The following is a 20,893-nucleotide window of genomic DNA, read 5'->3' as shown; positions in this document are numbered from 1 at the left end:
GTCAAATTGTTCTCTGTACGGAGGGCTAAATACATCCAATTTGTTTATCAACATTCTTTACTGATACCAGGGTATAGCCTGCTTTTTTAAAAATTCTAATCCAGCAGGTCTACAGAACCTTGGTTTGCAAAAGAGTAACTAATTCAAATGAGCACACAACACAATCATTCGTATTTTTAAAAAAACCAGTGGTATAATAGGGGTTGAATATTAAATCACATTCTACGTGGAGGTCTCATGCTTACATTTGAAGAAAAACTAGCAATTATTGAATCATTTCCTGAACTACAGCGTCACGATGTTTCCCTTGGTCGAATCAATTTCCACTTTGAAGAAAGTGTAATGGATAAGAAAATAGTAGTTTATCGGCTGCATCCAAACGGAAACGGTTTTGTTTACGCTGAACAAATAAATGATAACTACCCGTTCGATTCGAAAGGGATGGTTAATATCCGTGACTTTACGGAAAAGGAGCTTCGTAAAGTGATAAAACAATCAATTGACTCGCTGTCTGAATCAGAGCTTATTGAAGAAACATGGATCAATTCTGAAAACCAGACACTAATGTTAACGAACGATTATAACGCGTGGAATATCTATGCTGGTGACGACTTAGACGGAACCCACGCAACGTATAAAGCCGCTGCTGACTATCTGCATCAGGAAGGATTCAGACGGTTGGAATAATGCGGCAGCCGATTCTTCAGTTTAGAGGTGAAGTTTTTCCAGGACGAAATACAATGTGAATCCTCGTTCCGTTAACAGCACAAATTCAATGGAATATCAGGCTAAAAATAGTAAATAACGGAATGAGGATCCTAATCCATGCTACAAACAGGGTTTTTGTAAGGAATAACGGAATGAGGATCCACCAGAAGGCCAGCAACGTTCCTAGTTCTTCTAAGAATTTTTTCCATATTAAATATTGAGCCCTTGCTAATTTTATTCGATTGGGATCACTGGCAATACTAAATGCGATGGGTGTTCGCTATCATGTACTATTGTTTGTGTCGCCTGTACCATTTCCGATGTATCTAGCGTAGTTTCTCCAGTATTTGGGTTAACATCATACCATGGGTAATTACTGGAAGAGATTTCGACCCTAATCTTATGTCCAGACAAGAATACGTTACTTGTAGCCCATAGATCTATTTCATATTTTACAGTCTTGCCACTAAGATTTTCCTGCCCATTGCCACCAGAAACATGCGATGTCCGAACAATCCCGTCTGTGAGATTATAGGCCGTTCCATCTGGAAATACATCAACAAGTTTTGCTGTGAAATCAGTATCAGGTGCATCCGTGAACGCCCATAACACAACCTTCACCCACCCTGTTACTTCTATAGGCGTATTAATGGGTTTGGACGAATAGACAAGAACATCTTTCCTCTGTTCTATTTCGCTTTGATCTCGAGGTCCGGCATTTTTTCCATTGTAAAATAAGACACTGCCGCCGTTAGTCGGAACTGGACTTTCTGGGTCGTAAACAAATTGATCGGCCTGTTCTGCTTCAGGTCGAACGGTAGTCAATGTGCCTGAATCCAAATTAGCGTTTGCGTTGCCATTGCTATGAAAATAGTATGGTGTGTTATTTGTGCGTTTTAATGGCCATTCTTTCTCAGAACGCCACTGATTAATACCCATTACAAATATTTTAATTGGCTCGTCATCTTCCGGTAAAACAGTATTGTCTTGTTTAAGCCAATAGTCAAACCAGTTTATATGAAGAGATGTGATATCCTCCTTGCCTTCGATCGACAATCCTGAACTAGTAATGCCAAATGAACGTTCACCAATTTCAGAATTAAATGCCCCATGTCCCCACGGTCCAATGATTAATTTCTGATTATGATCCGATTTTTTCATATCCTGATAGTTTTTGATGGTTGGTCCTAGAAAGTTATCATACCAACCAGCAAGGTGATATGCAGGCAATTTTAATTCCTCTGAGGTGAATGTTCCTTTTGAAAGAGAGTCCGTCAGATATACCTTATTAAGATATTTCCTGAACAATTCTCTTAGTTCCGGATGCTTCGTGACTGGCGGCCATTGATTTATCGGTTTGAAGTCATGCCATTTTTCTATTTTATTAAGGTCATTGGTAATTACTTTGATTGTTTCGGCATATTCACTGCTATCCTGTTTTCGTTTTAGATAATCAGGTGCCACTGATTCCAGAATCCATGTCTCTGCTGAAGCAAAATTAAACACACCATCCCTGCTGAATGCTTCTCCGGAAATACTTCCAGTCATTGCAGGAAAAACAGCTTTTAACGATGGCGGTTTTTCAAGTGCTGCGTACAGTTGCGTGAAACCATAATAGGATAGCCCAAACATCCCAACATTTCCATCCGAATATGGGAGCCGAGCTGCCCATTCGACCGTGTCATAACCATCTTCTGCTTCCTGTTCAAAAGGCATAAATTCTCCCTCAGATGCGAATCGTCCCCGTACATCCTGGATAACCACAATAAACCCGTTCATTGCAGTTCTGATTGGATCTATGTACCGATGTGAAAAGTCAGGAAGATTTTTATTATATGGTAATCTGCATAATAAGATCGGATATATCCCACCATCATTCGGACGGTAAATATTGGCATATAGCTTAACACCATCTCGTACGGTACAAGGAACTTCCCTGTCAACAATGACCTGGTTGTTTTCTTTAATTTCTGCCATACTTAACACCTCACTATTAGAAAACTTGGCATTCGTTAAAGGGATTCTTATGAAAGCGTATTTTGCTTTCTTAGAACCCCTTATACTCTGGAGTGCAAGCCTTTTGGTGAATGCCATAGTTGCACTTATGCAGTAAGAAAATAGTTATACTTTCTTAACTGCTAAAAATAATGCCCGTGCTGACCATAACTTGAATCAGCACAAGGCATACATCTGGTTTATTTACCCAGCATTTTATCCACTTTGTCTTGGTTATTATCAATCCAGTTTTGTGCTACTTTCTTTGGATCCATGCCTTCTTCTTCAATCTTAACGATCATGTTTTCAACATCGTCAATTGGAATGCTCCAATTGCTTAAAAACTCATGTGCATCTGGCGCATTTTCCTTCAACTTATTGTTGGTAATAACATGGACAGATGACTTCTCAAAAAACCCTTCTCCATCTTCAAGTATCTTAAGGTCAAACTTGTTGAACATCGTGTGTGGGCGCCACCCGTAAAATACAACCGGTTCTTCGTTTTGCATTTTACGCATTGCCTGGGCCATCATTCCACCTTCAGAAGAATTAATTTGTGTCATGTCAAGCCCGTATCCTTTAATAGCTTCATCAATAACCTGGGTTACACTTGCACCTTCTTCAATGCCAAATAATTTATTATTAAAACCGTCTTCCATTCCTTTTATGTCACTAATTTTGTTGACATCTTCCATATAAGTTGGAACTACCAGACCGGCAGCTGCTTCAGGATAGCTTACTGCGGTATCTGTAATATCATCTGAATATTTATCTAAATAAATTTGATGTACAGGCAGCCAAGCATCCATAAACACGTCAATATCGCCTCGTGAAAGACCAACATATACACTACCTGCATCTGCTTGTGTTTCCTCAACTTTATAGCCCATATCTTCTAATAAAATGCGAGCTACCTTTGTTGGAGGAACAGTGCTTGTCCATGGTGTAACACCTAGTGTAATTGTTTGTTTTTCATCGGATTTTTTACTGTCTGCACTTGCCCCGTCACTTGATTCTGATGAACAGCCTACAACCATTAATAGTAAAAGCGTTGCAAGTGAACTTAGTAGAATTTTATTCATAATAACCTCTCCTTTAATTTATAGTTTGTTGCCGATGCTTTGTGTTAATCGGTCTAAAATAATTGCTAGTACAACGATTGCTAATCCTGCCGTTAAGCCCAGACCAACATTAACCGTTGATATACCTTTTAATACTTGAGCCCCTAATCCTGGCGCTCCAATCATTGACGCAACAACTGCCATTGATAATGCCAGCATAATAGTCTGGTTTATCCCAGCCATTATAGTTGGTACTGCCAAAGGTAGCTGTACTTTCAATAATAATTGTTTACGTGTTGATCCAAACGCCCTGGATGCCTCGACGACTTCTTCAGGTACTTGCTTAATTCCTAAACTTGTAAACCTAACTGCTGGCGGTGTAGCAAATACGAAAGTCGCGATCACAGCCGGAACACCACCAAGTCCAAATAACAGAATAGCCGGAATCAAGTAAACAAATATCGGCAGTGTCTGCATGAAGTCTAAAATGGGCCGCGTAATTTGATCTACAACTTTATTTGTTGCACTGAGTATACCGAGTGGGACTCCGAGAATGACAGATATGATAGTGGAAACAATTACAATTGCCAGTGTCTGCAGAGATTCAGGCCACAGCCCAACAGAACCCAAATACAGTCCGCCAATTAGTGTGAACAGTGCTAAACCTTTGCCAGATAGTTTCCAGGCAAGTAAAAAGATGACAATTGTAATAGCCTCCGGAGGGATTGCAACCAGAAGATTTGTAACACCTTCCACGAATGATCTCAAGATCATACTGATTTGGTTAAAAAAACCACTTAACTCAGGTAATAGCCAGTCATTTACGAATGAATTTGTCCATTGCTCTAATGGGAAGTTAAAGTAATTCATGTTGTAACCTCCTCATCTTTTTCTTTACCAAGCACTAATCCGGAAAGAATCGATACTCTGGAAATAATGCCTAGCAAATGGTTATCTTCCAGTACCACAATCGGATATTTTGCATCTGCTGCAACACCAAGCAGATCATCAAGCGGTGTATCCGGAGAAGTTGTATGAACATCACTTATCAGAAACTGCTCCATAGATATATCCTCTTTATATGCTTTTATCGCATCATCAATCGTCAATAGTCCCTTGAATTTCTTTTCTTTGTCAACAACGAAAATACTGGATGCTCCAACGTCTTCCATTTTTCTGACTGCCATACGTGGGCCATCTTTATATGACAGCAACACTTCTGGTTTCCGCATGACATGTGATGCCTCCAATACCTTGGAACGGTCAACATCTTTAACAAATTTTGAAACATAGTCGTTTGCCGGACTTTCTAGAATTTCTTCGGCAGTACCAATCTGAACTATTTCGCCATCCTTCATAATTGCAATGCGTTCACCAAGTTTCAATGCCTCATCCAAATCGTGCGTAATAAATAAAACAGTTTTCCCTAACTTGCTCTGCATTTTCAACAGTTCATCCTGCATCTCTGTACGGATGATTGGATCTAACGCACTGAACGCCTCATCCATCAGTAGAATATCAGTATCGTTGGTAAGTGCTCGGGCAAGCCCGACACGCTGCTGCATTCCTCCGCTCAGTTCACTTGGCTTACTGTTCTCATAACCTGTAAGCCCAACATCCTCGATGGTTTTCATAGCTTTCTCATTACGCTCTTCTTTGCTGACACCTTGAATTTCCAAGCCATAGGCCACGTTATGAAGTACTGAACGATGTGGAAGCAAACCAAACCGTTGAAATACCATTCCTAGCTTTTTGCGCCTTGTTTCCATCAGCTGTTTCTTGTCCATTTTGGTGACATCCTCACCATCAATCAATACTTCGCCTTTTGTAGATTCTATTAATCTATTAACTAATCTGATTAAGGTGGACTTCCCACTTCCGGAAAGACCCATAATGACAAATATTTCTCCAGGCTTCACGGAGAAGGAAGCCCGATTCACACCAACCGTCATGCCTGTTTCTTCTAAAATTTCACCTTTTTTCTTGCCATTTTTTAAGTGTTTTAGCCCTTGTTGAGGATGAGAACCAAATATTTTTGTTAGATTATTGACCTCTATTTTATTCATATAAATTCTCCTCCTTCTATGCTTATTTCTTTATACCAATACGTCTTCCAACTTGTTTAGGTGTTTCTAATTGTTTATGCTCGTCCCATATTTTCTTGATTTCAGTCGCAACCTGCCCTGGAAATGGTGCTGGTCTTACCTGCTGAGTATCCATTCCCATTAACATCTGTTCACTTGTTGCAAGTAAAGTACCATTATCGTTTTTCATTTCAAAAAACACATGGGCTCTTTTGCTGTCAGTATCCAATATTTGTACGGACACATTTATTTGTTCATCCTGATGCGCTTCCTGAAGATAGCAAAGATGTGTTTCTAACGTGAAAATGGTATAAGACAGGTTACTTCGACCATCTTCATCCAATCCTATAAAATCCATGAACCGGTCAACGGCTATGCTAAATACTTTCGCGTAGGCAGAGTCATTCATGTGGCCATTATAGTCAACCCAATCAGTGCGGACATAATCCTGGTAACTAAACATGATCATGCTCCTCTCTATTTTTCACTCGTAGCGATACCTTTCGACTCCGGCCAATATTCTTCAACAAGATCAAGGAGCTTCACCAAGAATTCATCACGTTTATCTTCCAGCTCCGCAACAGACTTATCGCCGGCATGTGTTTCGCAGCCTTCAACTACTTTTTCTTTCAATTCATCGGTTAATTCAGGTGCTTCCAATTTCGTCCATGGAAGTTTTAATGCCGGGCCGAATTGTTCCAGCATATGACGCATTCCCTGCTCGCCGCCTGCCAAATGGAATGTCAGGAACGGTCCCATTTGTGCCCATCTTAAGCCAGCACCGTAAACTATCGCAGCATCAACTTCTTCAGTTGTTGCAATGCCATCGTTAACTATATGCAAGGCTTCGCGCCACAGTGCCTCCATTAAACGGTCTGCCACATGTCCTTCAATCTCTTTCTGTACAACTAATGGCTTCATATGAATAGATTCATAGAATTTAACAGCCTGATTAATTATCGTTTGTTCTGTTGATTCTCCTCCAACAAGTTCAACAAGCGGCAATATGTGTACTGGATTAAAGGGATGTGCAACTAGTAAACGCTCAGGATGCTTTAAATTTTTCTGTAATGTACTTGGTTTTATACCGGATGTACTAGATCCGATAATCGCATCTGGTTTTGCAAACTGATCGATTGATTCCAGTACGCTTTTTTTCAAATCTTCTCGTTCTGGAACGTTTTCCTGAATCAGATAAGCATCCTGGACTGCTTCTTCTACGGTAGGAACGAATGTTAAGCGATCAGGTGATGCACCATCAGCCAGACCAATTTTCTCCATCGATTCCCACGCTCGTTTAATACTTTGGTGCGTGCGTTCTTCTGCTCCTTCTGCCGGGTCAAAAGCAACTACATCATACCCTTTAGCTAAAAATCGGGTGATCCATCCGTTACCGATTACCCCTGTTCCTATGACAGCTAATTTTTCTATTTGTTGTTCGTTTTCATGCATCGTCATTTCCTCCTCAAGGGGTTCTTAAACCATATTGAAGGCGTGCTTCCTCTGGTTTCAAAATTTCAATATTATTTGCCTGCAGCATGTTTGCTGCTTTTTCAACAAGTTGATCGTTACGTGCAAAAACACCTTTTTCAAGATAAAGATTATCCTCAAGACCGACACGGACATTACCGCCAAGGTTTGCTGTCTCTTCTGCTATCGGAAGCTGCATGCGTCCAATTCCAAATGCTGACCAATGAGCATTTTCCGGCAGACGACTTTTCAAATATTGAATTGTCTCTACATCTGCAGCCGCTCCCCAGGGGATACCTAAGCAGAATTGAAGCATTGGATCACCATCAATAAGTCCTTCCTTGACTAATTGATTAGCAAAACGAAGATGCCCTGTATCAAAGCATTCCAGCTCAGGCTTCACACCACTTTGCTGGACAAGTTTCGCCTGCTCTCTTAGCCAATCAGTGGGACTCATATAAATCATGTTGCCAAAATTAGTAGTGCCACAGTCGAGTGTGCACATTTCCGGAAGCAATTCTCCTACCGGTTTGTGACGTTGTTCAGGTGTTTGAATGTCTGTACCGTCACCACCAGCAGCTGGCGTGTCTAAGCTTGGAATGAAGTCACCGCCACCACCTGAGGTGATATTAATGATTACATCTGTTTCAGATTCGCGAATACGATCAACAATTTCGCGATAATGATCAACCTGATGACTTATACCACCAGTTTCGGGATCACGGGCATGAATGTGGGCTACGGTTGCCCCAGCTTTAGCAGATTCAATAGCCGCTTCAGCAATTTCTTTAGGTGTTACTGGTACATGACTGCTTTTACTCGTTGTATCACCAGCACCAGTTACAGCTGCAGTTAACATGACTTTTTTATTCATAATAGTTCTCCTTTCATGTAAAACGGTTTAGTTATCCATTTAATACTGTACCATCCGGACGGTTTATAATCACAAGTGATACTATACCATCTGGACGGTTTGTGTGCAACCAGATAATCAGAAAAATTTGTCGAATAATTTTTGCGAGAGAACGCAAAAAAAACCTAAATCCCCTGACATAATTAGGGTTTTAGGTTCTTTAAAATTAAGAATAAAATAGGGCTAATTGCTTTTCAGTAAATCATTCATTCGCCCATTCAATTAATCTTTTATATACGATCTCTTTTTTCTCTTCGCCAATATGATATATATCAAAAAGTTCTGCCAGCCATATTCCATCCGTTGCCAATCGAATAATGGTTGCTTTGGTTGGGTCGATCCCATCGTTTTCTATTTCTTCCTGCCACTCAGAATACAAATCACGAATTGGATCCAGCAATTTTTCATTAACAGCTTTGGCAGCTAATAATCCTGAGTTCATATCTTTATTCTGATATGTCTGATTAAATGTGACATCAACATAGGAACGTGTCCATTTCCCATTATCATTTGGATCAGCAGTGACATTATCAGCTATTTTCTGCCGATAATTATTCGTAAGGTGATCAACCATCCCCTTAACCAATGCTTCTTTTGAGGGAAAATGATAAAGCAAGCCACCCTTACTTATACCTGCCTCTTTAGCTGCAGCCTCCAGCGTTAAATCAAAGATGCCGTGCTCACTGACAACCCTTGAGGCAGCATTTAGGATTTCCATTTTTCTCGAATTTCGACCCATTCCATTCACCTTTTTTCATTAATTGAACTACTTGCATCTTTTACTATACTATCCAGACGGTTTCATTGCAATCCCACAATTGGAAAAAAATAGCTGTTATGCTCTTAGACAGAACCCACTCGGTGAAATTGTTCCAACACGAAATACAAGTGGATCCTCGTTCCGTTAAAAGGGTGAAAAGCTGCTCTAGAAGGGATGAGGCGGATCCTCGTTCCGTTAATTGTACAAATTCAATGGAAAATAGGGCTTAAAAAGGCAAATAACGGAACGAGGATCCTAATCCATGCTCCAAACAGGGTTTTTGTAAGGAATAACGGAATGAGGATCCGCCAAATGGATGTTGGCTTCGAATGTGCTAATTAAAAATTATTCATTCCTTCCAGTAAGTGTCGATACTGCATAATAAGCAGTATGGACAGCTTGATCGGTGGCATGACTCATTTCTGCTCCTCCATTTCGTCCATATTATTAAAAAAACGCAAGCTCTTTCACAGTGAAAGAGCTTGCGTTTTTGCTTTCTTTTTATAATTCCAGCACTTTTGGCGCTTTGCCTTTTTTATTCATTAACCGAATTTGAATTGGCTCAATTTCAAGTACAATGAAATTTGGGTCTTCAGGTCCATCAAAATAATGTTTCATGTCTTCAATCCACAGCTGTTTTTTCAGCTCATCAGAATTACTGATGGTAACTTTCCCTTCATACTCTACATATTCATCGCCAAACCCATCCCCCTCATATCCGAGTAAGATATGTGTGAAAGGGTTCTTTTCTACTTCTTCGGTTTTGTGGGTTTCTTTACTTGTTGCTGTGTAGAGTTTTAAATTTTCCTGAAAAAAAGTCATATACCTGGAATGCGGCTTATCATTTTGTACCGTAGCCATTGGCCCAACATGGCTATCTTGAAGTATTTTTTCAATGTTTGCTTTAATAGCATCAGTCAATCAAATTCACTCCTTCCCTGTAAATATCTGCAGAATTTCATTTAGTTGGAAAGATAACACATTCTTCATTTTGCTCATTAGTTTAAAAATGTATACGAGAGTATAGTATACGTTATTATTTTTCCTCGATATGATGAATATAGTAGCTGCAGATATGTCATCTATAAATGAGGGGAATGTACTGTGAAAAAGATTTCGAAAACGAGAGAAGAGTTCGATCAATTTTATGAAGAGGAAATAAAGGGTGAGATTAAAGAGTTAGAAGCAAACCGAAAAAATTTAAAAAAGAGACGTAATAAACAAGAATTGGGGTCAGACACCTCAAATGGAACTGCCTTGTAGGCATATGACCCCTAAAACCTAGCCTGCTAAATCATCTAATCTTGTTGATTTCTTTTTCTTAAATACACGTTGAAATCCATTTCCGATAATATGAGAAATTTGATAAACTGCTGGAATTAAGACTAATGTGATTAATGTTGCAAATAGTAGCCCCGAAATAATTGCTATTGCCATTGGTGCTTGATAATTTCCTGATATACCACCAGCTAGAGCAAGTGGCAACATGCCTCCTGCTGTTGTTAACGTCGTCATAAAGATAGGACGAATACGATTTTTTCCTGCCTCAGAGATGGATTCAATTAAGGTATAACCCTTCTTACGTAATTGATTTGCACGATCAACTAATAGAATTGCATTATTTAACACGATACCGATTAACATTATAATACCCATTCCAGACATAACACTGAGTTCTTGTTGGGTGATATACAATCCAGCAATGACACCAACAATAGTCATAGGTATTACAGACATAACGATTAATGGATGTGATAAATGATTAAATTGTACGGCCATTACTAAGTAAACTAAGAAGATTGAAATGGCTAAAATTAAAATCATATCTTGCATTAATTCCTGCTGTTCTTCCAAGTCCCCAGCAACACTAATCGTATAACCAAGGGGGGATTCTATATTATCTATTAATTGTTGAACTTCCCTATTAACCGACCCTAAATCCGTATCACTCGTGTCTGCAGAAATTGTGATATAACGTTCCCCATTATGATGTGAAATTTCATTTGGTACTTGAACACTTTGAAGTTCAATAAACGTAGATAAGGGTTCTTCTCCATTTTGTGTCGGTACCTTTAGGCCAAGCAACGCATCTTCTGTCGTAGTTTTTTTACCCCATTTTAAATTTAACGGAATACTCTCTTCGCTGACTGTCACCTCACCAATTGGCATATCTAAAAATACTTGTTGGATAAACTGTCTGATTTGGTTTTCTGATAAACCTGCATCTTCCATAGCATTTTCTTTTAATTCAACTACCTTTTCAACGGAAGTTCTTTCAATAGAATTCGATACTTCTTCAATGCCGTGAATCTGTTCAAGCTCCTTACTGAAATCCTCGCCAAGTATTTGCAGTTGTTCGAAATCTTCACCACTTATTTGTACTTGCACTGGATAACCTGTACTTACTGACATCATACTTTGGACACTTTTAATAGGAGTATCTTCACTTAAGTTGCGTAATGACTGTAAAATGTCTTCATTTACTTCTTCTTGTTCTCTGGTAATATCTTCACCTTTCGTCATATTGATAAATGTATAAAAGGATCCACTTTCATCAATAAGATGGTTTGATTCCACATCATCAATCTCAATTAGGGTTTCATTGATTTTATTGGTAAGTTCCTCTCTTTCTTCAACGGTTAAACCTGACTCTACATCGACTAAAAGCTCTGAATATCGGTTTAACATATCAGGCATGATATTCATCGGAATTTTTGGTACAAGAAAAACTGAACCGACAAATAATAGGAAAAATATGAAAACAACCGAGAAACTGTTCCTCTTTTGCTTTACAATCCATGCAACGAAATTTCCATAACTATTTACTATCGTTGAATCATTTCTCTTCTTCTTTTTAGGAAGCTTAAGAAACTTCTCGGCTAAAGTCGGTATTAATGTAAATGCGACAATTACAGAACTAATTAATGTTGTAGCAACAACAACAGACAATAAGATCATAAATTGACCCACTTCGCCACCCATAATTCCAATCGGCAAAAACACCGCAATTGTTGTCAGCATGGAGGCAATCACTGCTGTTGCTACTTCTTTTGTACCATGGATAACTGCTGTTACCGAGTTTAGGCCTTCTTCTTTTTTTCTATAAATTGATTCTAATATTACGATGGCCGAATCAACCATCATACCAATCCCTAACCCCAAACCAATAAGGGTTAAGATATTGAAGCTATAGTCCAATATCCACATCGTAATAAATGTGAGTAAAATAGATGTCGGTATGGAAACACCAATAATAACGGTTGCTCTTAAATTGCGTAGAAATAGTAATAAGATCACGATCGCTAATATTCCACCAACAAGTATATTGCTGGATATACCATCAATCGAATCCTGAATATAATCAGCTTGCGCAACCATCTCATTTAATTCGAACCCACTTATTAACCCTTCCTCACGTATATCATTGACTTCCGTTCGGACAGATTCTGCCATTTCAATTTGAGTTGTGTTCGCTGAACGACCGATTTGGATAAAAATAAAATCCTTTGTACCATTTTTCCATACGTATGATGAAGAAGCTAAAGGCTTTAAGGTAACATTGGCTATCTCTTGTAAATCAATAAATCCTGTTTGAGTAGGAATTTGAATGTGTTCCACATCTTCTACAGATTGCGATTTTGTTTGCCATCGCAACGATGGTTCATTTTGTTCAGCACTTAATTCCCCAAGAGTCGCTTCTGTATTTGTTTGTTGAATTACAGAAGTGACTTTTGAAATATCAAGCGCATTGTCATTGACTGCCTCTCTATCAAATTCAACTGCCATTTCATAACTCTGATTTCCCATTAGAGATACATTATCAACCTCAGCTAGGTTTTCTAAACGAGGTTCTAATATATCCTCAGCAAATTCTGTCATCTTATCCATATCGCCATTCGAAATATCCATATAAAATTCATAGTTCTGTGTTGTTCCTACTTGATCTGTAACTACATCTGTTATTCCAGCTATATCAGCTGTCGTGGATTGTACAATCGATGTAACTTCTTGTGAAACTTCATGCCCTCGACCGGATTCAATCATTATGTAGATCGAACTTTGCCCAATTGCCGTAGTTGAATCTATGTCCTCTACACCATCGACGCCTTGAATGCGTTGTTCCAGTGGATTTGTTATTGACCTTTCTACTTCAGCTGCAGACATATCTCCAGCACTTACAATTGCATAGGCTTGATCAAATTCCACTTCTGGTAACAGCACTTGATCAAGCTTTGTTAATGAGTAGCCTCCTAAGATGATTATCAACACTGTAACTAAAGTAACTAAAATCTTTCTTCTTAAAATCAATTTAAGCAAAAAAAATCCCCCCTGTTCTAGTCGTCATTCATTTAAAAGTGTTTACTCATTCCCTATTAACTCTTTAAAATTTCTGTTATTTCAAATATTTCATAACCTTCCTACGATTAAACATCAACTTGGTTTCAATACTGTGTGTTTTTTATTAGGTATTTTGGATTATCGTAAGAAAATAGTTAGCGTTTGGGGGTGTATTGTCTTAACAAGATGGTTATTTTATAAATAATTGTCTTGCAGTAAGAATGTTTCCAGCTGTATAGACGTGGGGAAATCAATGCTGGGAATGATTTAGACAGAACCCACTCAATATATAATGCCGCGGCTGACTATCTCCATCAGGAGGGATTCAGGCGATTGGAATAAGGAGTTGTCCAACTTTGCGGCAGGACTCTTCAGTTAAGTGGTGAAGCTTTTCCAATCCGAAATACAATGTGGATCCTCGTTCCGTTAACAGTACAAATTCAATGGAATATGAGGCTTAAAATAGCAAATAAAGGAACGAGGATCCTGAACCAAGCTCTAAACAAGGGTTTTATAGGGAATAACGGAATGAGGATCCGTCAAGTGGTGTTGACTTTGGAATTGCTATTTAAAAATCATCCATCAATTCAAGTAAGTGCTGATACTGCCAGGCACGTTCATTATTATCTGCTTTGGCAGCATAATTAGCAGCATGTACAGTGTGACCTGCTACGTGGGCGATTGCTGCAGCATGACTAGTAGCACGAGCGCAGTCTTCTTCAGTATCACGAGCTGCGGCGTGTCCGGCAACTGCGGCAGAACGAGCTTCACTTACTGATAGCTCACCACGTATCCATGCACGTCCCGCTTCTACTGCTTTTCTTGGTCGGTTGTCATGAGGATGCTCATCTTCAAAAAGAAATAGTACATGTTCCGCACAGTCAGTAGCCCAAGTTGCTAATGTTCTGTGGCCCATCTCGATCGTAAGCGCTGCTATTTCCTTTTTCATGTCACTATCAGCTTCCATTTTTAATCCTCCACTTTCGTCCTGTTATTGTATTAAATTTTATTGTGAGCATTAAAAAAAACGCAAGGTATTTCATAGTGAAATACCTTGCGTTTTTATTTTCTTATTAAAATTCCAGCACTAGCTGCCAACTACGTATTGTTAAAATTGTATACCAGAGTATAGTATACGTTTTTATTTTCCCTCGGTATGATGTAGTTATAGAAATGTCACCTATAAATGAGGGGAATGTACCGTGAAAAAGATTTCGAAAACGAGAGAAGAGTTCGACCAATTTTATGAAGAGGAAATAAAGGGTGAGATTGAGGAGTTAGAAGCAAACCGAAAAAATTTAAAAAAGAGACGTAATAAACAAGCGAAAATAACTACAGTAGCTGCATTAATCCCTATCTTACTTGGCCTGATTTTCTCAGACTATTTCATTGCTTTTTTTATTGCAACATTTGTCGTACTTATTATTGGATTTAGTAAGATGTCCAAAACATACAAGTCATTCGAAGGCGTCATGAAGAAAAGAATTGTACGGAAGGTTGTAACATTTATTAACCCTGAATTCCAATACGCACCAGAAAAACATATACCTAAAGAAACATTTTTAGATACGAGAGTTTTCCCAAAGAAACCAGATAAATATCTCGGGGACGATTTAATTTGGGGAAGTGTCTATGACCCGGATCAGTCTGAAACCGAGAAGGAACATGAATTATCAGCACAAAATACTACGCCGGAAAATATTAAACAGGTTACTTCCAGTCTGGAACGAAATGAGGAAGAATTACAACCGGATGATAGCCCCAAAACAGATATCGCTTTTTCCGAAGTGACAGCTATAGACACATGGTCAGATACCGATGGACACCAACAGGAAACCGTCATTTTTCAAGGGTTATTCTTTGATGTTGATTTTAATAAAGATTTTCAAGGAACTACTGTCATAGCACCAAGAAAAGATCTGTTTTTCGACTTTAAAAAACTGGATATATTTCATAAGCAGCCTAAGCTTGAAGAAATCGAGCTTGACAACGTGGAATTTAATGAGCGATTTGCAGTTAAGACAACAGATGAAGTCAAAGCACGCTATATTTTAACACCAGGCTTCATGGAAAAAATGTTGGCCTTGGCTGATGGAGCAAAAGAAAGGTCAAAAGAACGTATACCGAATCAGCACCTAAAAATTGTCGCTAAAACTATCGAAAAGATTGTTCCTTATTTTTCATTTAAGGATGGGAAAATGTACTTCTTGTTAAACACACTCCAAGACCATTTCGAATTTAATATCGATAAGAAGGCTGATAAGGAATCGATTTATAATTACTTTGAAGATATTAACCAGGCATTAATGCTAGTGGAAGAGTTAGATTTGAACTTAAAACTATGGAATAAGGCGTAAATGGGGTGAAAAGTCATGACGATGTTTATTATCATTGGTGTAATTGCACTGTTTCTTCTCTATATCATTATCACATACAATAACGTTAAAAAAGGCGCAGTAAAAGTGGAACAATCCTTTTCCAATATGGATGTACTTTTACAAAATCGGGCGGATGAAATTGTAAATTTAATTTCAACGACGAAAAGTGCTGTAGAAAATGAGAAGGAATTGCTTGAAGAAGTAACCGCTTTACGTTCACAGGTAAATCGCAATTCAAATAAAAATGTGGAAGATAAACTAGCAGACTCCCAACGGTTAGACGGTTCTGTTAACACCCTGTTAGGCAGATTGGAAGCGTATCCCGATATTAAATTCACCTCACAATATAATCACCTGCAAAACCGGATTACAAATATTGAAGAAAATATTCAGGCGCAACGAAGAACTTTTAATGCCAGAGTAGCAGATTTCAATGCCTATCTCGTAACATTTCCAAGAAACATCATCGCAACTATCTTTAATTTCAGCCAAAAACCATCATTTGAAGTAACAGACCAATCTAAAAAAGAAACCCCCAATGTAAGCGCAATGTTTGAAGAATAAGGGACATGAGGGACAGGTTCCTTGTCCCACCGTTAAAGGGATTCTTAGGAAAGCGTATTTTGCTTTCTAAGAACCCCTTATACTCTGGAGTGTAAGCCTTAATGCCAAACCTCCTAGTCACACTTATACAGTATGAAAGGATTTATTAACTCCACAGAAAGGACCGAGCGAAAACCGCCCGGTCCTTAGATATGTTCTTATTTCCAATAGTTATTTGCTGCAGCAACTGTTTGATAATGTATTGCTATAACTTGTGATGCCATTGTTAAACTATCTGCACTTTCTGCGTAGTCTGCCCTTAATTTTTCACGAACATCTGGAGAAGTCTGGGTGTATCCTACGCCTTTTCTAGAGAGTGTAATCGCAAGTTCGAACCCTTCTTGAGGTGTGTCTGTTTTTAAACTTGTGAGCCAATCTGCCATAAATATCATCTCCTTGTCCTTTTCTTAAAATAGAATAAAATATCAATAGAAACAGTTTATCTTTGGCTGATTAGGAAAACAATCTGGGACAATAAACCTGTCCCCATTGTCCCCCGGGACGAGGAACCTGACCCACGACTAGAAGATTCCGATTGTAGCTAGTAGGATTACTACGATTACGGAAATTACTGGTATTAGCACTGCAACGACAAATAAGTCTTTATAGCTGTCTTTGTGTGTCATTCCTGTTATTGCGAATAGTGTCAGTACGGCTCCATTGTGTGGAAGGGCATCAAGTCCGCCTGACGAAAGTGATGCAATCCGGTGAAGCTGTTCTGGATCTATTCCTGTGTTTTGGGATATTTGATAATACTTATCTCCAAGAGCTTCCAAAGCTATACCCATACCACCTGAAGCCGAACCTGTGGCACCAGCAAGTATATTAACAGCAATTGCTTCGGAAATTAACGGATTCCCTTTTACTCCCATTAGCAGTTCTGTTAACCGTTCGAACCCAGGAACAGCCCTAACTACCGTACCAAATCCTACTGCTGCACTTGTATTAATTATCGCTGTTACAGAACCAACTGCTCCGGCATTAATTGTTTTAACAAAACCTTTAAATTTCGAAATATTAAGCGCCATAATTAACACAATTCCTGCTATTAACGCTACAACTACATCCCAGCCAAATACATTCAATGTAATTAGAACTGTTAAAAGTGGTAATATCGATAACAGAAATGAAGGTGTATCTCCCTCCACATTAATAAATTTGTTATCCTTTGGCTCCGTAAAAACTTCTCCTTTCGCTGTCATCTTTTTTTCGCGCCAGCGTAAGTACAAGTAACCACCAACAGCCATTACTATCCCTGCAACTATCCCCATGACAGGAGCTGCCATAGCGTCAGTATGAAAATAATCCATCGGAATCAGATTTTGTATCTGTGGTGTTCCGGGTATAGCTGTCATGGTAAATGTAAATGCACCAAGCGCAACCGTTGCTGGTATCAGTTTTCTGCTGATATTTGCTTCACGGAACAATGTTAATGCAAGAGGATAAACAGCAAATACAACTACGAATAAACTTACTCCTCCATATGTTAATACTGCTGCGGAAACCAGCACACCCAATATTGCACGCTGCGTGCCGATAACTTTAGTAAACGCAACTGCAACAGATCTTGCCATCCCTGTATCTTCCATTAATTTACCAAATACTGCCCCAAGCATAAATACAGGGAACCAGTCTTTTGCGAACGAGACAAACCCACCCATATATGTGTCTTTGTATGCCTCGAGAATATCCAAACCACCTGTGATTGCCACTACCCCGGCAGCAATTGGTGCTACCCATATAATCGACCATCCCAGATACGCTAGTACCATTAATACGACAAGTCCTAGTAAAATACCAAACATTCAAAAACCCCTCCTAAAAATATAAATCAATTAAATTACGTTGCTTCTACAACCATAGCGATGCCTTGGCCACCACCAATACATAAAGAAGCTATTCCATATTTTTTATTTCTTCTCTGTAATTCTTTTATAACGGCATAAAGCACTCGTGTACCGCTTGCGCCAATTGGATGACCTAATGCTATAGCTCCACCATTGACGTTCACTTTTTCCCTGTCCAGACCTAACTCTTTTTCAACAGCAAGATATTGTGCCGAAAATGCTTCATTTACTTCTATTAAATCAATATCATCTAATGATAAATTCGAGTTCGCCAAAGCTTTATTAATGGCAGGAACCGGGCCAATACCCATATAGGCTGGGTCAACACCGCCTACTCCCCATGAGATTATCTTCGCAATTGGGGTTGCCTTGTTTTCTTGGACAAACTTTTCATCTGCCAAAACTACTGCACCAGCACCATCATTTATCCCGCTGGCATTTCCGCCAGTTACCGTGCCATCCTTTTTAAAGGCAGGTTTTAATTTAGCAAGTTTTTCGGTACTTGTATCTTCACGGATCTGCTCGTCATTCTCAACATAAGTTGAACCTTTTCTGGATTTCACTTCAACAGGCGTTATTTCTTCTGCAAACTTACCCTGATTTCTAGCCTCTGCTGCCCGCTGATGGCTCAGGTAAGCGTATTCATCTTGCTCCGCACGTGAGATAGAATATTTTTCTGCAAGGTTTTCTGCCGTTAATCCCATACCACCGCCAATATATTCATCTGTCAAAGCGGCCCAGAGCATGTCATCAATTTGAGGTGTTCCCAAATTCGTTCCAAAACGACTTCCTCTTAGTGCATGTGGTGACAGACTCATGCTTTCAACACCACCAGCAAGCGCCACTTGACCTTCACCAAGCATGATTGATTGAGCTGCAGAAACTACCGATTGTAACCCTGATCCACACAGGCGATTCACCGCAAGAGCTGGGCTTGCATGTGGGATACCGGTTTTTAATGCAACATGTCTCGAGAGATATGGAGCATTTTTGGACGAGTGAATAACATTCCCCATCACAGTTAAGTTGATATCCTCAGGACTTATCCCGCTGCGTCTGATTGCTTCCTTGCTTGCTGTTACACCAAGATCTGTTGGGTCGCTGTCTTTAAGGCCTCCCCCGAAAGTTCCAAACGGAGTTCGTGCCCCTTCTAAAATATATACATCGTTCATCTTCTCACTCCTCATAGATTAGCAGATTCTATTTATTGAGCTGTGTTTGATATTCCGGGACAAGGGACCTGTCCCCATGTCCCTTTTACTGTGCTGTGTAGCCTCCATCTAATACAACTGCCTGACCTGTTACACCTTTTGCTTTATCACTGGCAAGGAACATTGTGTAATCAGAGATCTCCTTAACAGATAACAGGCGTTTCTGTGGAACTAACGGATAAATAACATCCTCTAACACTTTTTCGAGTGAAACATTTCGGTTACCTGCCAAATCTTCAAGCTGATTTCGGACAAGCGGGGTATCCACGTAACCTGGACATACAGCATTAACTGTAATTCCGTGTTCAGCTCCCTCTAGCGCTGTAACTTTTGTCAGTCCAATCACACCATGTTTTGAACTGTTATAAGCGGCTTTTCCAGCAAAACCGATTAATCCATTAATCGATGCCATATTTAAAATCCGGCCATATCCTTGTTTCTTCATGATTGGAAATACATGTTTTGTTGCCATAAATGGTGCAACAAGCATAACCTTTGTAATGAATTCGAATTTTTCAGTTGGAAAGTCTTCAATTGACGCAACATGCTGTAACCCGGCATTGTTGATCAAAACATCAATTCTGCCATATCGTTCAACCGTTTTATCAATGGCTGAGGTGAGCTCATCTTCCTTTGTTACATCACACTTTATTCCAAAGCAGTCATGCCCTTCTTTACTCAGTTTTTCCGTAACTTCATTAACTTTTGCTTCATTGATATCTGAGAAAACAACCTTTGCTCCATTCTCAGCAAAATCAACACCAATCTCGTACCCTATTCCACTTGCTGCACCTGTAATAAAAACAACTTTATTATCTACTAACATGTGAATCCCTCCATTTTTTTAAAGTGATGCCGTTTTCAAATTTTCACTCACAATAAGTTCTGCTTCTGTAGATTGAATAACCTCATCAACTGTCCAGCCGTTCGTTACCTCTACTAATTCTAGTCCAGCATCAGTAACATCAATTACTGCTCGATCCGTTATTATCCGGTTAACAACACCTTTTCCTGTTAACGGAAGTGTGCATGCTTTTAAAATTTTCGGCTGGCCATGTTTGTTAACATGATCCATGATAATAACAATTTTTTTAGCTCCATGGACAATATCCATTGCGCCACCCATCCCCTTGATCATTTTTCCAGGGATCATCCAATTAGCTAAATCTCCTGTTGCTGAAACTTCCATGCCACCGAGGATAGCAAGATCGAGGTGTCCTCCGCGAATCATGCCAAAGGATTCCGAACTGCTAAAATAAGATGCACCTAATGATGCTGTAACGGTTTCTTTTCCGGCATTAATTAAATCAGGATCGACTTCCTCCTCTTCTGGTGATCTGCCAATACCAAGCAAGCCATTCTCTGACTGAAGAACAACTTCTTTACCTTGCTGAATATAATTTGCAACCATTGTCGGCATGCCAATTCCTAAATTCACATATGAACCGCTTTCAATTTCCTGCTCCGCACGTTTTGCAATGTTTTCACGGATTGTGGCTTTATCGGCTTGGTTTACCATAAATAA

At 39.3% G+C, this 20,893-nt stretch carries 20 protein-coding genes; 4 read left to right on the top strand and 16 right to left on the bottom strand.

The genetic code is table 11. The features are described from left to right. Positions 1 to 237: 237 nt before the first annotated feature. Positions 238 to 687: a hypothetical protein gene (locus BLS02_RS14485; protein ID WP_092493737.1), complete on the top strand. Its 450-nt coding sequence runs from the start codon at positions 238 to 240 to the stop codon at positions 685 to 687. Positions 688 to 942: 255 nt separating this feature from the next. Here the strand turns inward: BLS02_RS14485 and BLS02_RS14480 are convergent, their stop codons facing one another. The 9 genes from BLS02_RS14480 to BLS02_RS14440 form a co-directional block, all read right to left on the bottom strand. Then, positions 943 to 2,685, bottom strand: coding sequence for a CocE/NonD family hydrolase (locus BLS02_RS14480; protein ID WP_254788778.1), 1,743 nt, complete (start codon positions 2,683 to 2,685; stop codon positions 943 to 945). A gap of 218 nt (positions 2,686 to 2,903) precedes the next feature. After that, entirely contained in the window at positions 2,904 to 3,785 is an 882-nt protein-coding gene (locus BLS02_RS14475) for a glycine betaine ABC transporter substrate-binding protein (protein ID WP_092493736.1), read from the bottom strand. Positions 3,786 to 3,803: 18 nt separating this feature from the next. Next, entirely contained in the window at positions 3,804 to 4,634 is an 831-nt protein-coding gene (locus tag BLS02_RS14470; RefSeq protein WP_092493735.1) for an ABC transporter permease, read from the bottom strand. After that, entirely contained in the window at positions 4,631 to 5,830 is a 1,200-nt protein-coding gene (locus tag BLS02_RS14465) for a quaternary amine ABC transporter ATP-binding protein (protein WP_092493734.1), read from the bottom strand. The genes BLS02_RS14470 and BLS02_RS14465 overlap by 4 nt, the downstream gene beginning before the upstream one ends. Positions 5,831 to 5,852: 22 nt before the next feature. Beyond that, entirely contained in the window at positions 5,853 to 6,311 is a 459-nt protein-coding gene (locus BLS02_RS14460; RefSeq protein ID WP_245736088.1) for a thioesterase family protein, read from the bottom strand. Between the two features lie 14 nt (positions 6,312 to 6,325). Then, positions 6,326 to 7,300 (bottom strand): L-carnitine dehydrogenase, encoded by a 975-nt coding sequence (locus BLS02_RS14455; protein WP_092493732.1) that lies wholly within the window; start codon positions 7,298 to 7,300, stop codon positions 6,326 to 6,328. Positions 7,301 to 7,313: 13 nt separating this feature from the next. Beyond that, a complete protein-coding gene (locus BLS02_RS14450; RefSeq protein ID WP_092493731.1) occupies positions 7,314 to 8,192 on the bottom strand; it encodes a beta-keto acid cleavage family enzyme in 879 nt (292 codons plus the stop codon). 241 nt (positions 8,193 to 8,433) lie between these two features. Next, positions 8,434 to 8,970 carry a TetR/AcrR family transcriptional regulator gene (locus BLS02_RS14445; protein WP_092493730.1) on the bottom strand — a complete coding sequence of 179 codons (537 nt, stop codon included), beginning with the start codon at positions 8,968 to 8,970 and terminating at the stop codon, positions 8,434 to 8,436. Between the two features lie 522 nt (positions 8,971 to 9,492). Beyond that, a complete protein-coding gene (locus tag BLS02_RS14440; protein ID WP_302846744.1) occupies positions 9,493 to 9,912 on the bottom strand; it encodes a pyridoxamine 5'-phosphate oxidase family protein in 420 nt (139 codons plus the stop codon). 183 nt (positions 9,913 to 10,095) lie between these two features. On the opposite strand from BLS02_RS14440, the gene BLS02_RS19020 reads away from it, so the two are divergent. After that, positions 10,096 to 10,254, top strand: a complete 159-nt coding sequence (locus BLS02_RS19020) for a hypothetical protein (protein ID WP_175559503.1) — start codon at positions 10,096 to 10,098, stop codon at positions 10,252 to 10,254. 18 nt (positions 10,255 to 10,272) lie between these two features. On the opposite strand, the gene BLS02_RS14435 is transcribed toward BLS02_RS19020, so the two are convergent. Together BLS02_RS14435 and BLS02_RS14430 are read right to left on the bottom strand one after the other, a co-directional pair. After that, entirely contained in the window at positions 10,273 to 13,308 is a 3,036-nt protein-coding gene (locus BLS02_RS14435; RefSeq protein ID WP_092493729.1) for an efflux RND transporter permease subunit, read from the bottom strand. A 589-nt stretch (positions 13,309 to 13,897) separates the two neighbouring features. Next, on the bottom strand, positions 13,898 to 14,296 hold the full coding sequence (locus tag BLS02_RS14430; RefSeq protein WP_217633968.1) for a putative immunity protein: 399 nt from the start codon (positions 14,294 to 14,296) through the stop codon (positions 13,898 to 13,900). A 235-nt stretch (positions 14,297 to 14,531) separates the two neighbouring features. Between BLS02_RS14430 and BLS02_RS14425 the strand changes: the two genes are divergently transcribed. Beyond that, a complete protein-coding gene (locus BLS02_RS14425; RefSeq protein WP_092493728.1) occupies positions 14,532 to 15,686 on the top strand; it encodes a DUF3137 domain-containing protein in 1,155 nt (384 codons plus the stop codon). Between the two features lie 15 nt (positions 15,687 to 15,701). Then, positions 15,702 to 16,271: a LemA family protein gene (locus BLS02_RS14420; RefSeq protein WP_092493727.1), complete on the top strand. Its 570-nt coding sequence runs from the start codon at positions 15,702 to 15,704 to the stop codon at positions 16,269 to 16,271. 197 nt (positions 16,272 to 16,468) lie between these two features. On the opposite strand, the gene BLS02_RS14415 is transcribed toward BLS02_RS14420, so the two are convergent. The 5 genes from BLS02_RS14415 to BLS02_RS14395 all read right to left on the bottom strand — a co-directional run bounded on the left by BLS02_RS14415 (position 16,469) and on the right by BLS02_RS14395 (position 20,887). After that, complete coding sequence (locus tag BLS02_RS14415) at positions 16,469 to 16,693, bottom strand: hexameric tyrosine-coordinated heme protein (RefSeq protein WP_092493726.1); 225 nt, start codon at positions 16,691 to 16,693, stop codon at positions 16,469 to 16,471. 138 nt (positions 16,694 to 16,831) lie between these two features. Continuing rightward, positions 16,832 to 18,115: a GntP family permease gene (locus BLS02_RS14410; RefSeq protein WP_092493725.1), complete on the bottom strand. Its 1,284-nt coding sequence runs from the start codon at positions 18,113 to 18,115 to the stop codon at positions 16,832 to 16,834. Between the two features lie 35 nt (positions 18,116 to 18,150). Then, the gene (locus BLS02_RS14405; RefSeq protein WP_092493724.1) at positions 18,151 to 19,329 is read right to left on the bottom strand and encodes a thiolase family protein; all 1,179 of its coding nucleotides are present in this window, start codon (positions 19,327 to 19,329) and stop codon (positions 18,151 to 18,153) included. 85 nt (positions 19,330 to 19,414) lie between these two features. Next, positions 19,415 to 20,194, bottom strand: a complete 780-nt coding sequence (locus tag BLS02_RS14400) for a 3-hydroxybutyrate dehydrogenase (RefSeq protein WP_092493723.1) — start codon at positions 20,192 to 20,194, stop codon at positions 19,415 to 19,417. Positions 20,195 to 20,212: 18 nt separating this feature from the next. Continuing rightward, positions 20,213 to 20,887, bottom strand: a complete 675-nt coding sequence (locus BLS02_RS14395; RefSeq protein WP_092493722.1) for a 3-oxoacid CoA-transferase subunit B — start codon at positions 20,885 to 20,887, stop codon at positions 20,213 to 20,215. Positions 20,888 to 20,893 lie beyond the last annotated feature (6 nt).

Origin of the sequence: Virgibacillus salinus (assembly GCF_900102415.1) — a bacterium.
Taxonomy (GTDB): domain Bacteria; phylum Bacillota; class Bacilli; order Bacillales; family Amphibacillaceae; genus Lentibacillus; species Lentibacillus subterraneus.
The sequence above is the reverse complement of the archived record's forward strand: the minus strand, read 5'-3'. Positions and strand labels throughout refer to the sequence as shown.

Bases quoted from the DNA above. Each gene is read 5' to 3' on its own strand.
- BLS02_RS14465 (WP_092493734.1), bottom strand. From the start codon at position 5,830: ATGAATAAAATAGAGGTCAATAATCTAACAAAAATATTTGGTTCTCAT.
- BLS02_RS14395 (WP_092493722.1), bottom strand. From the start codon at position 20,887: ATGGTAAACCAAGCCGATAAAGCCACAATCCGTGAAAACATTGCAAAA.
- BLS02_RS14410 (WP_092493725.1), bottom strand. From the start codon at position 18,115: ATGTTTGGTATTTTACTAGGACTTGTCGTATTAATGGTACTAGCGTAT.
- BLS02_RS14405 (WP_092493724.1), bottom strand. From the start codon at position 19,329: ATGAACGATGTATATATTTTAGAAGGGGCACGAACTCCGTTTGGAACT.
- BLS02_RS14445 (WP_092493730.1), bottom strand. From the start codon at position 8,970: ATGGGTCGAAATTCGAGAAAAATGGAAATCCTAAATGCTGCCTCAAGG.
- BLS02_RS14475 (WP_092493736.1), bottom strand. From the start codon at position 3,785: ATGAATAAAATTCTACTAAGTTCACTTGCAACGCTTTTACTATTAATG.
- BLS02_RS14460 (WP_245736088.1), bottom strand. From the start codon at position 6,311: ATGTTTAGTTACCAGGATTATGTCCGCACTGATTGGGTTGACTATAAT.
- BLS02_RS14430 (WP_217633968.1), bottom strand. From the start codon at position 14,296: ATGGAAGCTGATAGTGACATGAAAAAGGAAATAGCAGCGCTTACGATC.
- BLS02_RS14420 (WP_092493727.1), top strand. From the start codon at position 15,702: ATGACGATGTTTATTATCATTGGTGTAATTGCACTGTTTCTTCTCTAT.
- BLS02_RS14480 (WP_254788778.1), bottom strand. From the start codon at position 2,685: ATGGCAGAAATTAAAGAAAACAACCAGGTCATTGTTGACAGGGAAGTT.
- BLS02_RS14415 (WP_092493726.1), bottom strand. From the start codon at position 16,693: ATGGCAGATTGGCTCACAAGTTTAAAAACAGACACACCTCAAGAAGGG.
- BLS02_RS14455 (WP_092493732.1), bottom strand. From the start codon at position 7,300: ATGCATGAAAACGAACAACAAATAGAAAAATTAGCTGTCATAGGAACA.
- BLS02_RS14450 (WP_092493731.1), bottom strand. From the start codon at position 8,192: ATGAATAAAAAAGTCATGTTAACTGCAGCTGTAACTGGTGCTGGTGAT.
- BLS02_RS14485 (WP_092493737.1), top strand. From the start codon at position 238: ATGCTTACATTTGAAGAAAAACTAGCAATTATTGAATCATTTCCTGAA.
- BLS02_RS14400 (WP_092493723.1), bottom strand. From the start codon at position 20,194: ATGTTAGTAGATAATAAAGTTGTTTTTATTACAGGTGCAGCAAGTGGA.
- BLS02_RS14470 (WP_092493735.1), bottom strand. From the start codon at position 4,634: ATGAATTACTTTAACTTCCCATTAGAGCAATGGACAAATTCATTCGTA.